The sequence below is a fragment of the Methylobacterium sp. Leaf89 genome, from assembly GCF_001422215.1.
In the GTDB taxonomy this organism is placed as follows: Bacteria; Pseudomonadota; Alphaproteobacteria; order Rhizobiales; family Beijerinckiaceae; genus Methylobacterium.
In genome coordinates, this window is record NZ_LMML01000011.1 from 95,516 (window position 1) to 118,015 (window position 22,500).

The window sequence follows — 22,500 nt, forward strand, 5'->3', positions numbered from 1 at the left end:
GGCCGCCCGCGCCTCCACCGGATGCGCGGTGCGCGCCCGCTCGGAACCGGTCGCGGTCGAGAGCGTCCCGGCCATCAGGCGGCTCCCGTACGATGCGGCAAGGACAGGGGCATGGCCTCGTAGGCCGGCTGGCCGCCGGGCTTGACCATCGTCATGGCGATGCCGAGGACGGCGCCGCCGGCCTGACGCAGGCTCGTCACGGTCTCGATCGTATCGGACAGCTGCGAGCGGCCCGCACGGGTGCAGCAGAGCACGCCGTCCACGTGGCGGGCGAGCATGCAGGCATCCATCAGCAGGCTGGTCGGCGGACTGTCGAGGAGCACGAGGTCGTAGCGCCGGCTCCAACGCAGGAGGTTCGCCATGCGGTGGTTCATCAGAAGCTCGGTCGAGTCCGGCGTCGGAACGCCGGCCGGGATGACGTCGAATCCGTCCTTGGCGATGACGGCCGCCGCCGCGTCGATCTCGCCGCGCAGGACGCCGCCGAGGCCGGGGCTGCGGCCCAGACCGAGGGAGGCCTCGAAGTTGGGCCGGCGCAGGTCGCACTCGATCACCAGGACACGGCGACCGCTCGCGGCACTGAGGCCGGCGATGGCGAAGGTCGTGAAGGACTTGCCCTCGCGCGGCTTGCCCGAGGTCACCAGCACCGTGCGCGAGCCGTCGCCGCCCGCCAGGAACAGGTGGGCGTGGAGGGTCCGCAGCACGTTCCGCATGCCGGGATCCGCCTGCGCCCGCTGCAGGGCTTCGGCCAGCGGCAGTTCGCGGCGCCGGTCGGAAAGGCGGCCCATCAGGCCGCCGGCATCCAGGCAGGGCAGCTGGGCGAAGACCGGGGCGCCGGTGCCGGCCACCAGCTGGGCGGGCGTGCGGACCCGGCGGTCGGCGAGATCGCGCAGGAGGGCGGCGCCGGCGGCGAGCACGGTCGCCAGTACGACGGCCCCGACCAGGAACGGGACGGGCTTGGGCGAGAACGCCTCCTGGGGCACTTCGGCGAGGCTGACCAAGCGAGTGCTGCCGGTGAGGATGCGGCGCTCGGTCTCCAGCTCGCTCGCCCGCTTCACGAGGTCGGCATAGCGGGCGCGCTTGATCTCCGCGTTGCGGACCATGCCCTCGATCGAGGCCTCGTCGTCCATGGCAGCGGCCGCCTCGGACTTAGCGGCGTCCATCTGGGCGCGGAGGGAGCGGGCCAGGCTGTTCGAGGCCTCATAGGTCTTGCGCAGGCCGTCGGCGACGTTGGCGAGTTCCCGGTCTATCCGGGCGCGCAGGCTGGCCTGCTCGGTCTGCAGGGCGCGAACGGTCGGGTGGTTCGGGCCGAGCAGAGTGCTCTGGTTGGCGAGCTGCGCACTGACGCCGCTGATCTGCTGCTTGAGGTCGCCTACGGCGCGGCTGGCGAGCACCGCCGGGGCGCTGTCGGAGCCGCGTCGACGGTCGGCCTCGATCTCCTTCAGGCGTGCAGCGGCATCCGCCTTGGCGGCCTCGGAGGCCGCGAGCTGCTGGCTGATCCCGGTGAGGCGCTCGGCGCTGATCGGACCGGTCGCACCCTTCACGAGGCCTTTACGGCGGCGGAAGGCCTGGATGCGCGCCTCGTCGTCGCGGATCGAGGCGTCGAGCTGCTTGATCTCGGTGAACAGCCAGTCGGTGGCCGCCTTGCGGCTCGAGGCCTGCGCGTTGCGCTGGTCTTCCAGAAAGGCGTTGATGAGCGCGTTGGTCATCGTCTGCGCCACCTCGGGCAGCGGCGACTTGTAGCCGATGGCGATGACGCGGGAGCGGCCGGCGCTGCCGACCATGTAGCGCTTCTGCAGATACTCCACGAGCGCGTCGCGGTCCGCGCCGAGCTTGGCGCAGACGGCATCCTTCTTTTCCGTGATCCGGTCGGGATGCCCACGGGTGACGGTCTCACGGCATTCGGACATCACCGCCTCGGCGAGGCCGCTCTCGGCGGCGAGACGCATGAGGCGGGGCGAGCGGATCACCAGGATCTGGCTCTCCAGATCGGCCGGATCGCCGAGCTTCTGAATCCAGGCCATCGAGGCGTTGCTGGCGCCCGGCTCCGGCTCGGCCACGATGACGGACCCGGTCGCCACGTACTGGGCGGGCGTGCGCAACAGGATGCCCACCGCGAGCCCGAGGACGGCGACGAAGACGGTCGCGAACAGGACGCGGCGGCGCCAGATCTTGAGGAGGGGCGCCATGAGCGCGCCGCCGCGCTCGCGGTCCTGCTCGGGTACGCGCCCGGCGGCCGGCGCGCGGTCGGGCATGTCGAGGGTGAGGAGGGACATGCGCGCCGCTCCTCAGGACACGGCTTCGAAGCGGGGAACGGCCTCGAGCCGGGAGAGGGTGCGCAGGCGTGGCTCGCAGGCGGCGCGATGCATCGTGAGCTGTTCGTCGACGAAGCGCGAGAAGCGGATGCGGAACAGATCGGCGGAGAACGGCTCCGCCTGGTTCCGGCAGGCCTCGCGGGTGAAGCTGTCCTCCTGGCGGATGAAGTCGCAGACGCAGGACGCGATGGCATCGGGCTCGGGCGTGTCGAAGAACAGGCCCGTGCGGTTCGGCCCACGGGCCTGCACGGTCTCGCGAGCGCCGCCGCGCCCGAGGGCGAGGACCGGCGTGCCCTCCGATTGGGCCTCCACAACGATGATCCCGAAATCCTCCTCCGCCGCGAAGACGAAGGCGCGGGCCGTGGCCATGAGACGGCGCAACTCCTCGTCGGATACGAACCCCGCGAAGGTGACGTTCGGGGTCGCGATCGCCCTCAGCCGCTCGGCCTCCGGACCGGTGCCGGCGACCACGAGGTCGAGGCCGGGCAGCTGCGCGAAGGCACGCACTACGGCTTCGACGTTCTTGTAGGGCACGAGGCGGCTCGCCACCAGGAAGTGGTTCCCGCGCGGTCCGTCGTAGCGCTGGCTGGACAGGGTGACGGGCGGAGGGATCACCTCGGCGCCGCGGCCGTAGACCTTGTGGATCCGCCGCGCCACGAAACCGGAATTGGCGATGATCGCGTTCGGCCCGGGGGCGGTGCGGTAGTCCCACAGGCGCATCCGGTGGAGGATGAGACGAGCGAGCAGGCCCTTGACGCCGCTCGCGCAGCCGCTCTCCCGCAGATAGGTGTGCTGCAGATCCCAGGCGTAGCGCATGGGGGAGTGGACGTAGGACACGTGAAGCTGGTCCGGTCCGGTGAGTACGCCCTTGGCCACGGCGTAACTGCTCGAGATGACGAGGTCGTAGCTCGACAGGTCGAACTGCTCGATGGCGAGCGGCATCAGCGGCAGGTAGTGCCGGTGCCGCGTGCGCGCGAGGGGAAGGCGCTGGATGAAGCTCGTGCGCGCCTGCGTGTAGCCGAGATAGGTCCGCGCGGACTCGGGCAGGAAGTCGAACAGGGTATAGACATGGGCCTGCGGATAAATCTTCAGCAGCTGGCGCAGAACCTGCTCGGCGCCTCCGACCACGTATAACCAGTCGTGAACGATCGCTATACGCATCCGAAACATCCTCGCCGGCCTGCCGGACACCGAGAGAACCTCCGCAGACGGACGGCATGACACCGACCCCTGAGAGCATTCTCTCTTCGAACTAAACTACTATGATAAACCCACGTGCTGAAGTCATCTTACGCACGATCAGTACTTAGAGATAACAGTCTGCGGACGCTTTTATCGAAAATCAGCCTGCCCGTATTAGGTTTTTAGAAAGGGCCAAGACAGACGGTGGTTTCGCATCGCGGCGTCCGTTCGTTCAGGAAGGAACCGCGCCGGGCAGCGGTCCAGGGCCCGGGCTCCGGTCGCACAACCGCCGCAGGGCGGCCCCGATGGGCCTTTCCACGCGGCGGAACAGCCATTCCCCGAGGAGCACGGAAGCGCTGAAGGCCAGGACGAAGACCAGGACGACGCGCAGGGGACCGGGAACCACCAGAACGGCCGCCACCTTGGCGCCGGCATGCAACATCAGATTGTGGATCAGGTAGAACGCGTAGCTGGCGTTCCCCTGGGAGAACAGCCACCTCGAGCGCAGGACGATGCCGCCCCGCTCCAGCAGAAGCAGCGCGCCGACGGCGAGCGCCGCGGCGCTCCCCCAGACGAGAGGGCGCAGGAACCCCGTCATCTCCAAATCGGCGCCGAGGGCGCCCGCCACCGCCTGCCCACCGAGGATGAGGGCGCCCGCGACCGCGAGCGCGCCGACGGCCGCCCGCCGGACCGGGAAGCCGGGCGAGGGCGCCCCGCAGCGAAGATAGGCGTAGCCCAGAGCCGCACCGGCCACGAATTCGAGCACGATCGGCTTCGTGTAATAGGCCCAGTAGAGGCCCGGTAACGGCGCCAGGCCGAGCAGGACCAGCGCACCGAAGGCGGCGGCCAGGCCGATCATCCTCGCGCGCAAGTCCGACACCAGCAGCAAGGCGGCGAAGCCGGCATAGAAGAACATCTCGTAGTTGAGCGTCCAGCCCACCGAATTGAGGGGCTCGACGTAGCCGCCCCGCGAGAACGGCAGGAACAGCAGTGACTGCACCACGTAATCCGGCCGCAGCTCGACGATGCCGATGGGTTTCAGTCCGGCAAGCGCGATCAGCGCCAGCCCGAGGGTGACGAGCCAGTAGAGGGGTACCACGCGAATCGCCCGACGGAGCAGGAACGAACCGGGGGTCTCGCTTCGCCCGGCCGTGCTCACGAACATGATGAAGCCGGACAGGACGAAGAACACGTCCACGCCCGCCGCTCCGAACGCCATCGCGTCGGGCCTCGGCAGGATGGGGCCCGCGTACAGTCCGAAATGCGTCAGGAAGACCGAATAGGCCGCCAGGGCGCGCAGGATCTGCAGGTTGTAGATCATCTCTCGCCGAAGGATCGTGTGCGTCCGCCGAACGGGAGCGGACCCGATCAACGCCTGATCGTCGAACCTGAGCGCGCGCCGGCCCGCAAAGTCACGTCATTCCAGGCATTATCCTGAATCGTTCCGCCTTTTGTCAATTATTGCGAGACTTTGTTTACCACGCTATCAGGTGTTGTCCCTGACGATGCGAATGCCGGTGAATTTCCGAGCCGGAGGATCTTGGGGAAAGCGCCTGTAAAGTCGCCTTCCTCTAGGATTGGTACGAAAATCGATTAGAAGACCGGCGCGTTGGGTGAGCATCGGAGCGTCGGCCATCGACCACCCCGATCACCCACAACAGAGCCCGGTATTTACCATCGTAGCCCTTGTTGTTTGACAATTCAAATTGCCAGCCAATACATGTGCTATTGCTTAGAAAGGAGCCGTACCTTGGTCACCTCCCAGGACATCCGCGAGATCCTCGCGACCAATGAGGTGCTCGCGCCGGTCGCCGAACAGATCGGCGACGACGACAGCCTGTTCGATCGAGGCCTCGACTCGTTCGGTTCGGTCCAGCTGATGCTGGCCCTCGAGGAGCGGTTCGGCATCGAGTTCCCGGACGAGTTCCTGACCCGCAAGTCCTTCGCGTCGATCGCTGCGATCCGCGAGACCGTGGCCACCGTCCTCCATCCGCAGGCCGCATGAGCACCCTGGCCCAGCGCGCGCAGCGGGCGGCGACGATCGCGGCGCTCCATGCCGACGCCGTTGACCGAGACGGCCGCTTCCCCCTGGAAGCGGTCACGGCCCTCAAGGCGGAGCGCCTGTTGGGCCTGCAGATCCCGAGACAGTTCGGTGGCGAAGGGGCCGGGCTGAGAGAGATCGCGGACCTGTGCTGCATGCTTGGGCAAGCGTGCAGCAGTGCCGCGATGGTGTTCGCGATGCACCACATCAAGGTCGCGAGCCTCGTGGCCCACGGCCTGGACAGCGCGTGGCATTGTCACCTGATGGAGCGGATCGCCCAGGAGCAGCTCCTCGTCGCCTCCTCGACCACGGAGGCCGGGATCGGCGGCGACCTGCGCACCAGCTTCTGCGCCGTCGAGACCACCGGCGGCGTCTTCGCCCTCGGCAAAGACGCCTCCGTGATCTCCTACGGGACGCAGGCCGACCTGATCCTCGCCACTGCCCGGCGCCACCCGGAGGCCGCGGGCTCCGACCAAGTGCTGGTGGCCCTGTTCGCCGACCAGGTCTCCCTGGAGCGCAAGAGCGTGTGGGACACTCTCGGCATGCGTGGCACCTGCAGCGACGGCTTCCGCCTGGAGGCCCGGGACATTCCCGTCGAGCAGATCCTGCCCAAGCCCTTCGCGGAGATCGCGGCCCAGTCGATGCTGGCCTCCTCGCACCTCCTGTGGAGCAGCGTCTGGTTCGGCATCGCCAATTCCGCTGTCGACCGCGCCCGCACCTTCGTGCAGACCGAGGCCCGGCGCCAGCCGGGTCAGGTGCCGCCGACGGCCCTGCGCCTCGCGGAAGTCTCGAACGCCCTCCAGGCGATGCGGGCCGCCATCGTGTCGGCGCTGCGCCGCTACGAGGACGCGCAGGGAGACGTCGACACCATCGGGTCGATCGGCTTCTCCGTCATGCTGAACAACTTGAAGACGACCGCCTCCGAGATGGCCGTCGACATCGTGCAGCGCGCCCTCTCGATCGTCGGCCTCGCCGGCTACAAGAACGGCACGCCCTTCAGCCTCGGCCGGCCCTTGCGCGACGTCCTGTCGGCGCCGCTGATGATCGGAAACGACCGCATCCTCGCCAACACCGCCAAGCTTCTGCTCGTGCAGAAGGGCGGCGGCCAGCTCATGAGCGCGTGATGGACTCGACCTTCTCTCCCCGGGCAGATTCCCGCGCCGCCGAAATCTTCGACGAGGCCCCGGATGGCGTCCCGAGCTTCCTCGACCGCCTGTTCGACCAGGGCCTCCTGGTACGCACCGGCGTCGACGGCCTCTACGGCCGCAGCGGCGCCTTCGAGAGCGTCGTCGATGCCCTCGAGCGCCTGATCAGCCGCCTCGGCGCGGCGGACGGGGCGGAGGTGATGCGCTTTCCCCCCGGCATGAGCCGGCCAGCCTTCGAGCGCAGCGGCTACCTCAAGGGTTTCCCGAACCTCGCCGGCACCATTCACAGCTTCTGCGGCAACGAGGCGGAGCATGCCGAGCTTCTCGCCTGCGTCGAAGCCCGGAGCGACTGGACCGGTCACCAGCAGGCGACGGACATCGTGCTCACCCCCGCAGCCTGCTACCCCCTCTACCCGGCCGCCGCAGCGCGCGGCCGCCTGCCCGAAGAGGGCGGCCTGTTCGACCTGCAATCGTACTGTTTCCGGCGCGAACCCAGCCTGGAGCCGACCCGGATGCAGCTCTTCCGGATGCGCGAATACGTGCGCATGGGCAGCCCCGAGCAGGTGCTGGCCTTCCGTGAATCCTGGCTCGCCCGCGGCACCGAGATGATCCGCAGCCTCCTGCTGCCGCTGGCGATCGACGTCGCCAACGATCCGTTTTTCGGCCGGGCCGGGCGGATGCTCGCCAACAACCAGCGCCAGCAGAACCTGAAGTTCGAGCTGAACGTGCCGGTGAACAGCGTCGAGAAGCCGACCGCCTGCCTCAGCTTCAACTACCATCAGGACCATTTCGGAACGACCTGGAACCTGCGCCAAGCCGACGGCAGCGTCGCGCACACTGCCTGCGTCGGCTTCGGCCTGGAACGGATCACCCTGGCGCTCCTGCGCCATCACGGCCTGGACCTTGCCGCCTGGCCGGATGCCGTGCGCATCACTCTGTGGGGCTGATCCGGTGACCGCCGCACGCCTCCGGCCGGCGCAGGGGCTCGCCCCCGAGACGCTCTACGCGCCGCACCTGCTCCATGCGGCCGACCGCAACTGGCCGGAAACGAACTGCTACGTCGATCTCTGGATCGAACTCCTGCACGGGCGCGGCCTCGTGCCGGAGGCGATGCTGGGCTTCACCCTGCGGCAGGATTTCGAGGGCGACCAGTTCACGTTCTTCAAGCCGCCGGCGGCCGATCTCGAGCGGCTCTACGGGATCGAGGTGCTGGAGCTCGCGGTCTACGACACCCTCGAAGCGCAGGCCCTGATCCAGGTCCAACAGGGCCGCCCGGTGCTGGTGGAAGTGGACGCGATCCACCTGCCCGATACTTCCGGCACCACCTACGGCCGGGAGCACGGCAAGACCACGATCGGTATCCTGGCCCTCGACCCCGAAACCCGGGAGCTCGACTACCTTCACAATGCCGGTCGCTTCCGGCTCTCCGGCGACAATTACCACGGCATCTTCGGACCTGCCGTGCTGCCGCCCTACGCGGAGTTCGTGAAGGCGGTCGCGTCCCCCATGAGCCCGGCCGACTTGCCGGGCGCCGCCCTCGACCTGCTACGGCGCCACCGTACGCGGGCGCCGGCGCACAATCCGGTCCTGGCGTTCCGCGACGCCCTCGCGCGGACGGCGCCTGCCCTGGTCCAGCGCCCCCTCGGGGTCTTTCACGCCTACGCCTTCAACACCACGCGCCAGCTCGGAGCGAATTTCGAGATGCTCGCGAGCCATCTCGCCTGGCTCGAAGCGGCAGCTGCGGGGCCTTTCGCTCCAGCCTCGGACGCGGCCGCGCGCCTCGCCGTCGAGGCCAAGGCCTTCCAGTTCCAGCTTGCACGGGCCTTCCACCGCCGCAGTGCCGACGGTCTCGCGCCGCGTCTCGACCGGCTCGCGGCCACCTACGCGGACGTGTTCGCAGCCCTCGACCGCGCGCTCGATCGATAGGGGCGGAGCGTGGCCAGGATCCGGTCCATCGACGGTGTGGTCCCGCAGGCCGTGGACGGCCCCTGGCGGCTCGCCCTGACGCCGCCCGGCGCCTGGGCCGGCCCGGGCGACCTGTCGGAGGCGGCGGACTGGATCCCCGCCCCGGTGCCCGGAACCGTCGCCGCGGCCCTGCGGGACGCCGGAGGCTGGTCGGAGTCGGCACCGACGCTGATTCATGACCAGGACGTCTGGTACCGGACCCGGCTGACCCAAAGCGGTGCCGTGCGCTTGCGCTTCGAGGGCTTGGCGACCCTCGCCGAGGTGTGGCTCGACGGCATGCCCGTGCTGGTCTCCCGCTCGATGTTCGAGGCCTACGCCGTCGAGGCCGATCTCCGGCCGGGGGCCGAGCTCGGCCTCTGCTTCCGGTCGCTCAAGACGGAGCTCGACCGCCCGGGCAAACGCGGGCGCTGGCGCCCCCGCATGATCACGCCGGGCTCCCTGCGCCACGTCCGAACGAGCCTCCTCGGCTTCATGCCGGGCTGGTGCCTGGACATCGACCTCGTGGGTCCCTACCGCCCGATCACGGTGGAGCCCTTGCGCCGCGGCCTGGCGGAAGCCGACCTGCGGGCCACCTATGACGGCGACGTGGGCCGGCTGTCCGCGCGCCTGCGGATCGACGGCCATCCCGCATCGGTCACGCTGCATTGCGCCGGGCGCGCGGTCACCCTGACGGAATCCGAGCCCGATCTGTTCACCGGAATCCTGGCGCTGCCCGGCGTGGCGCCCTGGTGGCCCCATACCCACGGCACGCCCCACCTCCATCCCGTGCGCGTGGAAATCGACGGCACGACGGTCGATCTCGGCCGGACGGGCTTTCGCAGCCTGTCGCTGGCACGACCCTTCGCGGAGGGCCTGGCGCTCGCCGTCAACGGCGTGCCGGTGTTCTGTCGGGGTGCCAACTGGACCCCCCCGGACCTCGTCGGCCTCGGCACCGAGGATGGCGCCATCCTCGTCGACCTTGCGCGCGAGGCCGGCATGAACATGCTGCGCGTCTCCGGCGCCACCCTCTATCCCTCGCCCGAGTTCTACGACCTTTGCGACGCCGCCGGCATCCTCGTCTGGCAGGACCTGATGCTGGCGAATTTCGATTATCCGCACGACGCCGCCGGCTTTGCCGCCAGCCTCGACCGGGAAGTGTCGGGGATCCTCGAGCGGACTCAGCTCGCACCCTGCCTCGCCGTGATCTGCGGCGGCAGCGAAGTCTGGCAGCAGGCGGCCATGCTCGGGGCGCCGCGGACGGTTTGGGCCGACGCCTTCTGCACCGAGACGCTGCCGGGACTCGTCACCGGCACCCGTCCCGACCTCGTGGTGGTACCGAACTCGCCCTCGGGCGGCGACCTACCGTTCTCGCCGAGCGCGGGCTGTACCCACTATTACGGCGTCGGTGCCTATCGCCGCCCTCTGGAGGATGCGCGCCGGGCCGAGGTGGGATTCGCCAGCGAATGCCTCGCTTTCGCCAACCCGCCTGAACCGGCGACGCTCAGGCAGATGGGGCCCGCCGATCCGCTCTGGGCTCGCGGCATCCCCCGCGACCGGGGCGCCGACTGGGATTTCGAGCAGGTGCGCGACCACTATGTCGCCCTGCTCTACGGGGTCGATCCCGCCGCCCTGCGCGCCGCCGATCCCGAGCGCTACCTCGAACTCGGCCGCGCCGCCGTGGCCGAGGTGATGGAGGCGACCTTCGCCGAGTGGCGCCGGGCGCGCTCGCCGACTGCCGGCGGCCTCGTCTGGTTCCTGCGTGACCTCGGGCCGGGCACCGGCTGGGGCGTGATCGACTGGACCCAAACCCCGAAATCCGGCTGGTACGCCTTGAAGCGCGCCTTCCGCCCGGTGCAGGTCACCCTGTCGGACGAGGGCCTGAGCGGTCTCCACCTCCATGTCCACAACGAGACCGCCCGGCCGGTCGACCTGCGCTTGGGGCTGATCTTCGCGGATCGCACCGGCAAAGTCGCGGCCCGGGCCGAACGCGGGATCACGGTCGACCCGCGCGCCTCGCTGACCCTCTCCTCCGCCGAGATGCTCGGCCGCTTCTTCGATGCCACCGACAGCTACCGCTTCGGCCCCCGCATCCACGACCTCGCGCATGCCCGTCTCACCGATGCGGACGGCGCGGTCGTCGCCGAAAGCTTCCACTTTCCGGGCCTCCGGCCGGTCACTCCCGAGGCGATCGGCCTGCGGGTCGAACCCGTGGCCGGTGCATCCGTGCCGACCCTGCGCATCGGAACCGACCATCTCGCCCTCGGGGTGAGCGTGCGGAGCTCCGCGGCGCGGCCCTGCGACAGCGGCTTCCACCTGGCACCGGGGACAGAGCGGCTGGTTCGCTTCCCCGGGTGCCATCGGCTCCCGCAGGGCGCGGTCGCGGCCCTCAACAGCAGCGAAAGCGTGAGGTTCGGTCATGACGCGTGAGGTCCGCCCCGAGCACGAGACGCACGCGGCGCCCGACGCCGCCATGCCCGTGACCTTCGACGACCTGTTCGGATGGGTCCACCCGGCCGCGGGCCGGCGCGGCGTGCTCCTGTGCGGCGCCTGTGGGTTCGAGCAGATGGCCGCCCATCGCCCCTGGCGCGCCCTGGCGGATCGACTCGCCGCGGCCGGCTGCCCGACCCTGCGGTTCGACTATCCGGGGGAGGGCAACTCCGGCGATCCCGGCGAGGTGCGGGTTTCGGCCAACGTCGCGGCGATCCGCCGGGCGATGCGCTTCCTGCGCGAGACGACCGGCGTCACGGAGATCGTCCTCGTCGGCCTGCGCCTCGGTGCCAACCTGGCCCTGCTGGCGGCCCAGGAGGAGAGCGTCGACCGCCTGGTCCTGCTGGCACCGGCCGCGACCGGACGCGCCTATCTCCGCGAGATGCGGCTTCGCGCCCGGACGGTGGGCGGCGTCGCGGAGGGCGCGGCCCCGAAGGCGGATCCGGACGGCCTGTCGGTCGGGGGCTTTCGCATGGATGCAGCCTTCCTGACCGATGTCGGCGCCCTCGACGCCGGCGCGATCACCCGCGCGCCGGCCCCGCGAACCCTGCTTCTCGCACCGGAGACCCGGACGCTGGCGGGACGGCTGACGGCGCTCGGCAGCGCCGTCGAGACGGGGCCGCTGCCGGGCCTTCCGCTTCTCGTCGGCGACCCGATCTTCGCCGAGGTCCCGGAGGCGGATTTCAATCGGATCACCGCCTTCGCAACGGACGGCGTCACCATCGCCGGTCCGGCCATTCCCCTGGATCTCGGCCCGGCGCACCTCGTCGGCCCCGGCTGGTCCGAGGCGCCCGCCCGGTTCCAGCCGGACCTGTTCGGCATCAGCTGTACGCCCCGGCGGCAGGATCCGGGTGCGCCGACGGTGGTGTTCGTCTCCACCGGCATGACCGTGCATTCGGGGTGGGGCCGGCAGACCACCACGCTCGCCCGCAGGCTCGCGGTGGACGGCATTCCGTCCTTCCGCTTCGACCTCGCGGGCATCGGCGACAGCGGCGGCCGGTCGGACGGTCGCAGGCCGCCCTACGCCCCCGACGGTTTCGCGGATGTGGGCCGTGCCCTCGATCACCTCGCCGAGGTCCGAGGCCCCATCGTCCTCATGGGCAATTGCAGCGGCGCCCATGCGGCGTTCCAGGCCCTCTGCCGCGACGCCCGGGTCGATGGGGCGCTCCTGATCAACCCCTACTGCTTCGACTGGGACCCGGATCAGGACGTCGACGCCGTGATCCGCCAGACGTTCGGCAGCACCGGCACCTATGCGGCGCTGCTCAAGCGGGGCGCGACCTGGCGGCGGCTCCTGCGCGGCGAGATCCACGTGCGGGCGATCGGCGCGACCCTGGCCAAGCGCGGCCTCGATGCGGCCGTCCGGCGGCTGCGGCGCCTCGTGAACCCGATCTCCCCCGGCGGCTCCGTCGCCCGACGGGTGGCGCGGCTGCGGCGACGGGGCGCCGAGATCCGCCTGGTCTACAGCGCCGGCGACCCCGGGCTCGCCGCCCTCCACCGCTATCTCGGCCGCGCGCCCGGTCGGGCCGATCGGCACCTCGGCGCGCCGGTGGCGATCGTGCCCGAAGTCGACCACAACTTCAGCTCGGCCACGGCGCAGGCCCTGCTCGGGCATCACCTGCGCGACCTCCTGACGGCGGTTCAGGAGGCCCGGGCGACCCGCACGGAAGCGCACAAACCCGTCGAGACCGATTCCCGGGCCACCGTTCTGGCGAGCCTGGCGTGAGCGGGCTCACCCGCCGGGCGACCCTGGCCCTTGGGGCGGGGGCCTTCGCATCGCGGATCGAGGCCGCACCCGCGCCGGCGCACCGCTGCGAGGACCTGATCGACGCCATCGGCATCAACGTGCATCTCGGCCATGGCGGCTCGCCCTACGTCGCGCGCTTTTCCGACTGTGCCGCCGCCCTCGACGACCTCGGCGTGCGCCACCTGCGCGACGACATCGTCCTCGTCGGCACGGAGCCGGCCGGGCAGTTCGAGCGGATCGCGGGGCTCGCCCGCCGGGGCTACCGCTTCAGCCTGGTCTTCTATGACGGCCTGACCCCCGGTCCGCGCGTGCCGCCGGAGCGCTTCGCCGAGATCGCCGATTGGGCCGACGACGGGCTCGTCGTCGTGGAGGGCGGCAACGAGCCGCCGGTGGCCGCGCGTCCGGGCCTTGCCCGCCTGTCCGCGGAGCATCAGGCGGCGCTGTTCCGCGCGGTGCGGGACGCCCCGCGGCACCGAACCGTCCGGGTGGCCGGGCCGAGCTACATCCAGGCCAACATCGCCGCCGCGGAGAACCTGTCCGCCTCGGTCGATCTCGCCAACGTCCACGCCTATCCGGGGCTGGAGCATCCCGAAACCCGAGGGGCGGGCAGTCTCGGCGGTTTCCTCGCGGCCGTCCGGCCGGTCTTCGGCACCGCGCCGGTCATCGTCACCGAGACCGGCTATCACACGGCGCTGGCCACCCGGAGCGCCCACCTGCCGGTCTCGGAAGCTCTCCGCGCCCGCTACCTGCCGCGCCTCCTCCTGTGGAGCTACCTGCAGGGCGTACGCCGGACCTATCTCTACGAGCTGATCTCCGCGTTCGATGGGGGCGATGCCGATCCGGAGAGCCGGTTCGGACTGATCGCCCATGACGGCACGCCGAGCGCGTCCTTCGCCGCCGTTCGGAGCCTGATCCGCCTGTTCGGCGGCCGCGCGGAGGACGCGACGGCGTCCCGAGACCGCATCGGGGTCGTGCTGCCGGTCGATGTGCCCGATCTGGTGGCGACGAGTTTCCAGCGGGCGGACGGCGCCCTGCTGGTGCCGGTCTGGCTCGGGCTCGACGGCTGGGACCGCAACGCCCGGGCGCCGCGCCCGGACAGCGCGCCGCGCCCCGTGGCGCTCCATCTTTCGAGCCCGCCCCGGCGGTTGCGCCTGCACCGCTTCGGCGACGACGGCGTCGTCAGCGTCACGGGACTGGCACCGATGCAGGTCCCCACGGTGGCGGCCACCGACCGCCTCGCCGTCCTCGAGATCTGGTAGCCCGCCGGTCCTAGAGGGCCGGTTCGTCGAGGAACTGGACGCCGATCTCACCCGGCTTGCGCCACGCGACCCGGGCCGGGCGGCGCTCGCCCTGCAGCTCCAGCAGCAGCGTGAAGCGGTCGGGAATGCCGACCACGCTGGCGACCCGGAGCCGGGCGCCGGACGCGGAGCGGTTGCGCAGCGTGCAGTCGATCACGCCGCCACCCTGCAACGCGATCTTGCCTGTCAGCAACGTGCGGGAGCGGGGCTCGGATCGTCTCTCTTCCATCGGGGGTGCCATGTGGTTGTGGTCGAGGCGAAGGTAGAGTCCCAGTGGTTACGACTCGGTATCCACGATCCGCCGGGCGGATCGTCAGCGGAATTGCACACCGATCATTTCGTCGGTGCGCCAGACGACGTGGCAGAGCTTGGTCCCGTCCAGCGGTGGCGCCGTCAGCAGGAAGGGACTCGGCACCCGGGCGGCATCCGGAAGGGTGATCCTGACCCCGCCCAGGGAGACATCATGGACCAGGCAGGCGATCTCGGTGTGTTCGTCGAGAGTGATGCTGCCGGTCTCATCGGACAGGATCCGGGGTTCGGCGCGGCGGTCTTGCATGGGACGGATCTCGAGACAGATCGGACAGCCCAGATTCGGCGGCCCGCGCCAAGGGCGGCCTAACCGGGTCGCTCAAATTGCCCGCATTCGCGAGAAAAGTCGGGGCCGGAAACCGCGCAGCGTATACGCCGAGGGTCGCGACGAGGTCGCGCCCCGCGCCAACGCCCCCGGATGACAGCTGCGCGTGGGACACAACCCTCGGCTGGAACCGCCGGGTGCGGCATCCGGTTCGGCAGGGGGACAACCGGAGCCGAGCGCCATGAAGATCGTCACCGTCGCGGACCTCATCGTCGACACCCTGGACCAGGCGGGCGTCCAGCGGATCTATGGCATCGTCGGGGACAGCCTGAACGCGCTGACCGAGTCGCTGCGGGCCCGGGGCACCATCGACTGGGTCCATGTCCGCCACGAGGAGGTGGCGGCCTTCGCGGCGGGGGCCGACAGCCAGCTCTCGGGCAAGCTCGCGGTCTGCGCCGGGTCCTGCGGGCCGGGCCATGTCCACCTGATCAACGGCCTCTACGATTGCCACCGCACCCGCACCCCGGTGCTGGCCATCGCGGCCCATATCCCGTCGTCCGAGATCGGCTCGGGCTACTTCCAGGAGACGCATCCGGGCGAGCTGTTCCGCGAGTGCAGCCACTACTGCGAGATGGTGGGCGACGCCTCCCAGCTGCCGCAGGTGCTGGAGAACGCCATGCGGGCGGCGATCGGCCTCTCCGGCGTCGCCGTGGTCATCATCCCCGGCGACGTCGCCCTGATGGACGCGCCCACCCGCGGCGTCGCCCCCAATGCGGGGCTGATCCCGCCCAGGCCCGTGGTGCGCCCGGCCGAGCCCGAGCTCGACGCGCTCGCGGCGCTGCTGAACGGCTCGGAGCGGATCACCCTGCTGTGCGGACGCGGCTGCGCCGGGGCCCATGCCGAGCTGCTCCAACTGGCCGAGGCCCTGAAGAGTCCGATCGTGCATGCCCTCGGCGGCAAGGACGTGGTCGAGTACGACAACCCCTACGACGTCGGCATGACCGGGCTGATCGGCTTCTCGTCGGGCTACGCCGCGATGATGTCCTGCGACACCCTGCTGATGCTCGGCACCGACTTCCCCTACCGGCAGTTCTACCCGCAGGACGCGACGATCGCGCAGGTCGACATCCGCCCCGGCCAGCTCGGGCGCCGGTGCAAGCTCGACCTCGGCCTCGTCGGCCACGTGGACGACACCCTCCGGGCCCTCCTTCCGAAGCTCACCGTCAAGACCGAGCGCAAGCATCTCGACGCCGCCCTGAAGCACTACGCCAAGGCGCGCGAGGACCTCGACGACCTCGCCACCGGCGCGCCCGCCAAGGGCTGGTTCGGCCTGAAATCGGCAAAGCCGCCGATCCACCCGCAATACCTGACGAAGCTGGTGAGCGAGGCGGCCGATGACGATGCGGTGTTCACGGCCGATGTCGGCACCCCGACGATCTGGGCGGCGCGCTACCTGAAGATGAACGGCCGGCGCCGGCTGATCGGCTCCTGGGTCCACGGCTCGATGGCCAACGCCATGGCGCAGGGCATCGGCGCGCAATCGGCCTATCCCGACCGGCAGGTGGTGTCGCTCTCGGGCGACGGCGGCTTCACCATGCTGATGGGCGACCTCCTCACCCTGCGCCAGCAGAAGCTGCCCCTGAAGATCGTGGTCTACAACAACGGCACCCTCGGCTTCGTCGAGCTGGAGATGAAGGCCGCCGGCTACATCGAGACGGGCGTGTCCCTCGACAACCCGGACTTCGCCGCCATGGCCCGCGGCGCCGGCATCCATGCCGTCCGGGTCGAGGACCCGGCCGAACTCGAGGACGCCGTGCGCGCGGTGATGGCCCATCCGGGCCCGGCTCTCCTCGACTGCGTGGTGGCCCGCCAGGAACTCTCGATGCCCCCGAAGATCGACGGCAAGCAGGTGAAGGGCTTCAGCCTCTACGTCCTGCGGGCGGTGATGAGCGGGCGCGGGGATTCGGTCCTCGACCTGGCGAAGACGAACCTTTTGCGCTGAGGGCGGAGGGTCGCTCGGGCGGCCCGCCCTCACCGCAAGCGCCGCTCGGGCGGCCGGGGCCTCCCAGCCGCCCGAGGCCGTCAGCCCAGGGGGGATCGGCCCTCGAGCGCGCCGAACTGCAGGTAGTGCAGCATCGGGTCGATCTGCTCGGCCCGGACGTCCGGGTTGGCCGCCTCGTAGGCGTTCGTGTGGAAGCCGGCGGACGGATCCCGCCCTTCCTTCCAGCCGAAGTCGTGATAGTGCGCCAGGGGATCCATGTTGGCGGCGGCGACGTCCTGGTAGGCTGCCAGATACCCCTGGGTGTCGAAGATCGCGTTCGGATCGCGGCCCTCGTGCCAGCCGTTGGTCTCGTAGTGCTGGTAGGCGAAGGCGAAGCTGTCCCCGCCGGCCTTGAGCGCCGCCTGGGCGACGTCGAGGTTGGACAGCAGGTAGTATTCCGCGTCGAAGCCCGGGTGCGTGTTCAGGTCGAGCGCGCGGCCCACGGCGGCATAGGTCTCGCGCCCCTCGGCCTGGCCGAAAGCGAGGTAATGGACCAGGGGATTCATGCCCGCCGCCTTCACGTCGGGATTCCGGGCGAGGTACAGCTCGTTGTCGAAGCCGAGCGACGGATCGCGGCCCTCGTTCCAGCCGTTGGTCTCGTAATGCGTCAGGGGATTCACCTTCGCGGCCGCGACGTCCGGATTGGCCGCCAGGTAGCCCGTCGTCGAGAATTCCGCGTTCGGATCGCGGCCCTCCAGCCAGCCGAACTGGGCGTAGTGCGTGTCGGCATCCATGCCGTCCCGCCAGACGTCCTTGTTGCTGCCATAGTAGAACAGGTCGTCGACCAGCGGGCTGGCATCGTTCTCGACGATGGTCCCATCGGTGAACTTGATTTCGGAGATCCCGGTGACGTCGTGTGACAGTCCGCTCGGATCGATGACGAACGATCGCCCCTGCTCGATCCGGACCTGCGAGGCGTCGAAGGCGAACGCGAACGTGACGGCGTCGCGCGATCCCAGGTCCACGATCGCCCCGAGCGTCTGGGACGCGAGTCCCGGATGGTTCGCACCATCGGTGTAGGTCGCGTCGATGGCGAGCGCCTTGCCGCCATCCTGATAGCCGGGCGTATAGACGCCGGTGTTGTTCGTCTCGACGACGATCCCGTCGAGCTTGAAGTCGTAGGCGACGCTGCCGGCCGCCGGGTCGCCATCCGCATCCGTCACCCGGGCGGTCAGCCTCTGTCCCTCGACGGCCCGGCCATCGCTGAGGCCGGCCAGGAGCAGGCTGCCGGCCCGGTCCCCGTCCGCCACGCTGCCGCCCACGGCCGAGGCGACGTCCGCGTGGCCCTGCGCATCGGTGTAGCTGGCAACCACCGAAAGCACCTTGCCGGCCTCGGCGTAGCCGAGGGTGTACTGGCCGGACGTGTTGGTCTCGACCGTGCTGCCGTCGAGCTGGAACGCGTAGCTCACGCCCCCCGGCGCCGGGAGCCCGTCCGGGTCCGACAGGCTGGCGCTGACGGTCTGGCCCTCCGTCACCGAGCCCGACAGGAGCAGGCTGCCGGCGCGATCCACGTCCGTGACGGTGCCACCCACCGCCGAGGCGATGTCCGCGTGGCCCTGCGCATCGGTGTAGCTCGCAACCACCGCGAGGACCTTGCCGGCCTCGGCGTAGCCGAGGGTGTACTGGCCGGAGGTGTTGGTCTCGACCGTGCTGCCGTCGAGCTGGAAGGCGTAAGTCACGCCCCCCGGCGCCGGGACCCCGTCCGGGTCCGACAGGCTGGCGCTGACGGTCTGGCCCTCCGCCACCGAGCCGGACAGGAGGACGCTGCCGGCGCGATTCACGTCCGTGATGGTGCCGCCCGCAGCCGCCACCACACTGTCATGGCCCTGCGCATCGGTGTAGCTGGCAACCACCGAGAGCACCTTGCCGGCATCGGCGTAGCCGAGCGTGTACTGGCCGGACGTGTTGGTCTCGACCGTGCTGCCGTCGAGCTGGAAGGCATAAGTCACGCCGCCGGCTGCCGGGACCCCGTCGGGGTCCGACAGGCTGGCGCTGACGGTCTGGCCTTCCGTCACCGAGCCCGACAGGAGGACGCTGCCGGCGCGGTCCACGTCCGTGACGCTCCCGCCCACGGCCGAGGCGATGTCCGCGTGGCCCTGGCCATCGGTGTAGCTCGCGACCACCGATATCACCTTGCCGGCATCGGCGTAGCCGAGCGTGTACGCGCCGGACGTGTTGGTCTCCACCGTACTGCCGTCGAGTTGGAAGGCGTAAGTCACGCCCCCCGGTGCCGGGCCCCCGTCCGGGTCCGACAGGCTGGCGCTGATCGTCTGGCCTTCCGTCACCAGGCCAGACAGCAGGACGCTGCCAGCGCGGTCCACGTCCGTGACGGTGCCACCCACAACCGAGACGATGCCGGCGTGGCCCTGGCCATCGGTGTAGCTCGCGACCACCGAGAGGACCTTACCGGCATCGGCGTAGCCGAGGGTGTACTGGCCGGACGTATTCGTCTCGACCGTGCTGCCGTCGAGCTGGAAGGCGTAAGTCACGCCCCCCGGTGCCGGGACCCCGTCCGGGTCCGACAGGCTGGCGCTGACGGTCTGGCCTTCCGTCACCGAGCCCGACAGCAGGACGCTGCCGGCCTGGTTCGCGTCCGCCACGCTGCCGCCGGCGACCGAGGCGATGCCGGCATGTCCCTGCCCATCGGTGTAACTCGCGACCACCGAGAGCACCTTGCCCGCATCGCCGAAGCCGAGCGTGTACTGGCCGGAGGTGTTGGTCTCGACCGTGCTGCCGTCGAGCTGGAAGGCGTAAGTCACGCCGCCCGGCGCCGGGACCCCATCCGGGTCCGACAGGCTGGCGCTGACGGTCTGGCCCTCCGCCACCGAGCCCGACAGGAGTAGGCTGCCGGCGCGGTCCACGTCCGTGACGCTCCCGCCCACGGCCGAGGCGATGTCCGCGTGGCCCTGGCCATCGGTGTAGCTCGCGACCACCGAAAGCACCTTGCCGGCATCGGCGTAGCCGAGCGTGTACGCGCCGGACGTGTTGGTCTCGACCGTGCTGCCATCGAGCTGGAAGGCGTAAGTCACGCCGCCCGGCGCCGGGAGCCCGTCGGGATCCGACAGGCTGGCGCTGACGGTCTGGCCTTCCGTCACCGAGCCCGACAGGAGGACGCTGCCGGCGCGATCCACGTCCGCCACGCTGCCGCCCACGGCGGAGGCGATGCCGGCGTGCCCTTGCGCATCCGTGTAGCTCGCCACCACCGAGAGCACCTTGCCCGCATCGCCGTAGCCGAGGGTGAACGCGCCGGAGGTGTTGGTCTCCACCGTGCTGCCGTCGAACTGGAACGCGTAAGTCACGCCGCCCGGTGCCGGGAGCCCGTCGGGATCCGACAGGCTGGCGCTGATCGTCTGGCCTTCCGTCACCAAGCCGGACAGGAGAACGCTGCCGGCGCGGTCCACGTCCGTGACGGTGCCGCCGACAGCCGAGGCGATGCCGGCATGTCCCTGCCCATCGGTGTAGGTGGCGACCACCGAGAGCCCCTTGCCGGCATCACCATAGCCCAGGGTGTACTGGCCGGAACTGTTGGTCTCGACCGTGCCGCCGTCGAGTTGGAAGGCGTAAGTCACGCCCCCCGGTGCCGGGAGACCGTCGGGGTCCGACAGGCTGGCGCTGATGGTCTGGCCCTCCGCCACCGAGCCCGACAGGAGGACGCTGCCGGCGCGGTCCACGTCCGTGACGCTGCCGGCCGAGGCCGAGGCCGAGTCGGCGTGCCCCAGGGCGTCGGTGTAGGTGACCGTGACGGCGATGATCTTGCCGCTGTCGCCGTAGGTCGGCGTGTAGCTGTTGGAATCGGTGGCCTGCAGCACCTGATTCGCGACGATGTCCAAGAAGGTGTAGAGCGCCGGCCCACCGGGCACGAGGCCATCGGCATCGGTGAGGGTCGCCACGATGGGCGTGCCTTCGGACGCATTGCCGTCGGTCAGCCCGGACAGCGTCAGGTCTCCGGGCTGATTGGTCTCAGCGATCGTGTAGGGGCCGGCCGCGTAATCGCCCGGAATGAAGACCGCGTTGTTGACGTCCGCGAAAACGTTCAGGCTGGTCGGCCCGCCGATCTGGGCCGTCGGGAGGCTGAGTTCCAGCACCGAGCGATCGGCGTTGTAGGCGTGGGTGAGGGGCGTGACCGAAACGAGTGTCCCCCCGTCGACGCCCGTATAGAGATACGGTTGCCCGTCCGGCGCGATGTTGATGTTGAAGTCGTAGCCGCCGTAGAGGTCAAAGATCTGGTATCCGGTCGCCGTGTTGGCATCGGTGTCGAGCCAGATCGTGGTGAAGGTTCCGATGGCGGTCCCGGCGGGTGCCGTGATGGCGAAGGTCGCCACGCCGCTCTCGATGTGCCCGTAGAGGCCGTAATCCATCGGCCCGCCGTCGATGGGATTCAGACGGTCGGAAGGCGCCCATTCCCCGAGATTACCGTCAATCGTATACATGGCGTCCCTGTCTCCCTACGACAGAAAAATACGAACAACGACGACCACAGCTTATCTATCGACGCGGACAGGGTCCGATGCGCGCTCCGGAGAAGCCAGACGAGCGTCAGTAAAGATCAGGCCGCCAGAACAACCGTTCGCCACTAGACGATAACGCTGCCGTTTTTTCGTTCAATTTTACGTACCGCAGCGGGACAACGAGTAAAATCAAACCTTTGGTTCTTTGAATAACGAAAAATGATTAGATGCTTCGCGCGAATTCTGGCGGACAGGCGTCCGAGGCTGCGGACGCGGCGCACGGCCCTTCGGCCGCGCCGCCGACCGCGTCCGGTTGATCGCTTCGGTTGGCACGTGCGGAACGGCCCCCCTCCCGTGTGCGGGAGGGTTGGGGTGAGGGGCGCCGCAGGAACCAACCGGAGGAGGGACCCGGCCCATCCGTTCGATCCCCTCGGGAGACCGGATCTGGGCTTCGCTCAAGGGCCGCGCAGGCTTGCCGATCCGGGCACCGCCTCGATCGAGCGGAGCCCGGATCAGGTGCTCAGGTTCAGGCGGTAGCGGTAGGCGTCGCCGCGGAACAGGCCCTCGACATACTCGATCATGACCGCGTCGCGGTTGTAGCTGTGGCGCTTGATCAGCAGGCAGGGGAGGGGCTGGGCGAAGGCGAAGATCTCGCATTCGGCCGCATTCGGCATCGTCGCCTCCACGGTCTGCTCGCAACGCACGAGGCGGCCGCCCGGGTGCTCGGCCAGGAAGGCGTAGACCGAGCCGGAGAGGTCGCCGGTCTCCAGGCTGGGCACGGCCCGGATGTTGTACCAGGCCACCTCCCGGGACATCGGCACGCCGTCGCCGGAGCGCACGCGGGTCAGCCGCAGGAACGGGGCCGTGGAGGGCAGGCCGAAGATCGAGGCGATCGAGCGGTCCTCGGCGACCACCCGCTCCAGGATGCGGGAGGAGGGGATCTTGCCCAGCTCCCGCATCTCCTCGGTGAAGCCCTTGAGGCGGTCCATGCCCGGGCGCACCGGCTCGGGGCGGTGGCGCACGAGGAAGCCGGAGCGTCCGCGGGGAACGAGGAGCTCCTCGTCGCTGAGCTCGGCATAGGCGCGCTGGACCGTGACGCGGCTGACGCCGAGGCTGTCGGCCAGTTGCCGTTCGGCCGGCAGGATGACGCCCGGCGGCAGGGAGCCCGACAGGATCAGCTCGCGCAGCTGGCCCTCGATCTGCCGGTAGAGCGGCATGGCGGTGTCCGCGCGCAGCCGCAGGAGGGACAGCACCGAGGGGCGATCACCGGCCGCCGGATCC

15 protein-coding genes are annotated in these 22,500 nt (G+C 70.0%); 8 read left to right on the plus strand and 7 right to left on the minus strand.

Features of this window, described 5'->3' with window-relative positions:
* Window positions 1-74: 74 nt before the first annotated feature.
* The 3 genes from ASF18_RS06140 to ASF18_RS06150 form a co-directional block, all read right to left on the minus strand.
* On the minus strand, window positions 75-2,273 hold the full coding sequence (locus ASF18_RS06140; RefSeq protein ID WP_056350201.1) for a polysaccharide biosynthesis tyrosine autokinase: 2,199 nt from the start codon (window positions 2,271-2,273) through the stop codon (window positions 75-77).
* A 12-nt stretch (window positions 2,274-2,285) separates the two neighbouring features.
* Window positions 2,286-3,473 carry a glycosyltransferase gene (locus ASF18_RS06145; RefSeq protein ID WP_056350204.1) on the minus strand — a complete coding sequence of 396 codons (1,188 nt, stop codon included), beginning with the start codon at window positions 3,471-3,473 and terminating at the stop codon, window positions 2,286-2,288.
* 253 nt (window positions 3,474-3,726) lie between these two features.
* Window positions 3,727-4,815: an acyltransferase gene (locus ASF18_RS06150; RefSeq protein WP_056350206.1), complete on the minus strand. Its 1,089-nt coding sequence runs from the start codon at window positions 4,813-4,815 to the stop codon at window positions 3,727-3,729.
* Window positions 4,816-5,244: 429 nt separating this feature from the next.
* Between ASF18_RS06150 and ASF18_RS06155 the strand changes: the two genes are divergently transcribed.
* From ASF18_RS06155 to ASF18_RS06185, 7 genes are read left to right on the plus strand one after another with little or no spacing between them, the layout of a single operon-like run.
* On the plus strand, window positions 5,245-5,499 hold the full coding sequence (locus tag ASF18_RS06155) for an acyl carrier protein (protein WP_244472596.1): 255 nt from the start codon (window positions 5,245-5,247) through the stop codon (window positions 5,497-5,499).
* Window positions 5,496-6,659, plus strand: a complete 1,164-nt coding sequence (locus ASF18_RS06160) for an acyl-CoA dehydrogenase family protein (RefSeq protein ID WP_056350209.1) — start codon at window positions 5,496-5,498, stop codon at window positions 6,657-6,659. Before ASF18_RS06155 ends, ASF18_RS06160 begins: the two co-directional genes overlap by 4 nt.
* A complete protein-coding gene (locus tag ASF18_RS06165; RefSeq protein WP_082487155.1) occupies window positions 6,659-7,627 on the plus strand; it encodes an amino acid--[acyl-carrier-protein] ligase in 969 nt (322 codons plus the stop codon). The genes ASF18_RS06160 and ASF18_RS06165 overlap by 1 nt, the downstream gene beginning before the upstream one ends.
* Before the next feature lie 4 nt (window positions 7,628-7,631).
* Entirely contained in the window at window positions 7,632-8,606 is a 975-nt protein-coding gene (locus ASF18_RS06170) for a DUF1839 family protein (RefSeq protein WP_056350211.1), read from the plus strand.
* Window positions 8,607-8,615: 9 nt separating this feature from the next.
* Window positions 8,616-11,051: a glycoside hydrolase family 2 protein gene (locus ASF18_RS06175; protein WP_056350213.1), complete on the plus strand. Its 2,436-nt coding sequence runs from the start codon at window positions 8,616-8,618 to the stop codon at window positions 11,049-11,051.
* On the plus strand, window positions 11,041-12,837 hold the full coding sequence (locus ASF18_RS06180) for an alpha/beta fold hydrolase (protein WP_056350215.1): 1,797 nt from the start codon (window positions 11,041-11,043) through the stop codon (window positions 12,835-12,837). Before ASF18_RS06175 ends, ASF18_RS06180 begins: the two co-directional genes overlap by 11 nt.
* Window positions 12,834-14,117 carry a hypothetical protein gene (locus ASF18_RS06185; protein ID WP_056350217.1) on the plus strand — a complete coding sequence of 428 codons (1,284 nt, stop codon included), beginning with the start codon at window positions 12,834-12,836 and terminating at the stop codon, window positions 14,115-14,117. The genes ASF18_RS06180 and ASF18_RS06185 overlap by 4 nt, the downstream gene beginning before the upstream one ends.
* Before the next feature lie 10 nt (window positions 14,118-14,127).
* Here the strand turns inward: ASF18_RS06185 and ASF18_RS06190 are convergent, their stop codons facing one another.
* Window positions 14,128-14,397 (minus strand): PilZ domain-containing protein, encoded by a 270-nt coding sequence (locus tag ASF18_RS06190; RefSeq protein WP_338011825.1) that lies wholly within the window; start codon window positions 14,395-14,397, stop codon window positions 14,128-14,130.
* A 72-nt stretch (window positions 14,398-14,469) separates the two neighbouring features.
* Window positions 14,470-14,712 (minus strand): PilZ domain-containing protein, encoded by a 243-nt coding sequence (locus ASF18_RS06195; RefSeq protein ID WP_056350219.1) that lies wholly within the window; start codon window positions 14,710-14,712, stop codon window positions 14,470-14,472.
* Window positions 14,713-14,971: 259 nt separating this feature from the next.
* Between ASF18_RS06195 and poxB the strand changes: the two genes are divergently transcribed.
* Window positions 14,972-16,732 (plus strand): ubiquinone-dependent pyruvate dehydrogenase, encoded by a 1,761-nt coding sequence (gene poxB, locus ASF18_RS06200; protein ID WP_056350220.1) that lies wholly within the window; start codon window positions 14,972-14,974, stop codon window positions 16,730-16,732.
* 80 nt (window positions 16,733-16,812) lie between these two features.
* Here poxB and ASF18_RS06205 read toward each other — a convergent pair whose 3' ends face one another.
* Both ASF18_RS06205 and ASF18_RS06210 read right to left on the minus strand, forming a co-directional pair.
* The gene (locus tag ASF18_RS06205; protein ID WP_056350223.1) at window positions 16,813-21,201 is read right to left on the minus strand and encodes a hypothetical protein; all 4,389 of its coding nucleotides are present in this window, start codon (window positions 21,199-21,201) and stop codon (window positions 16,813-16,815) included.
* Window positions 21,202-21,731: 530 nt separating this feature from the next.
* Entirely contained in the window at window positions 21,732-22,436 is a 705-nt protein-coding gene (locus tag ASF18_RS06210) for a GntR family transcriptional regulator (protein ID WP_244472601.1), read from the minus strand.
* Between the last annotated feature and the right edge of the window lie 64 nt (window positions 22,437-22,500).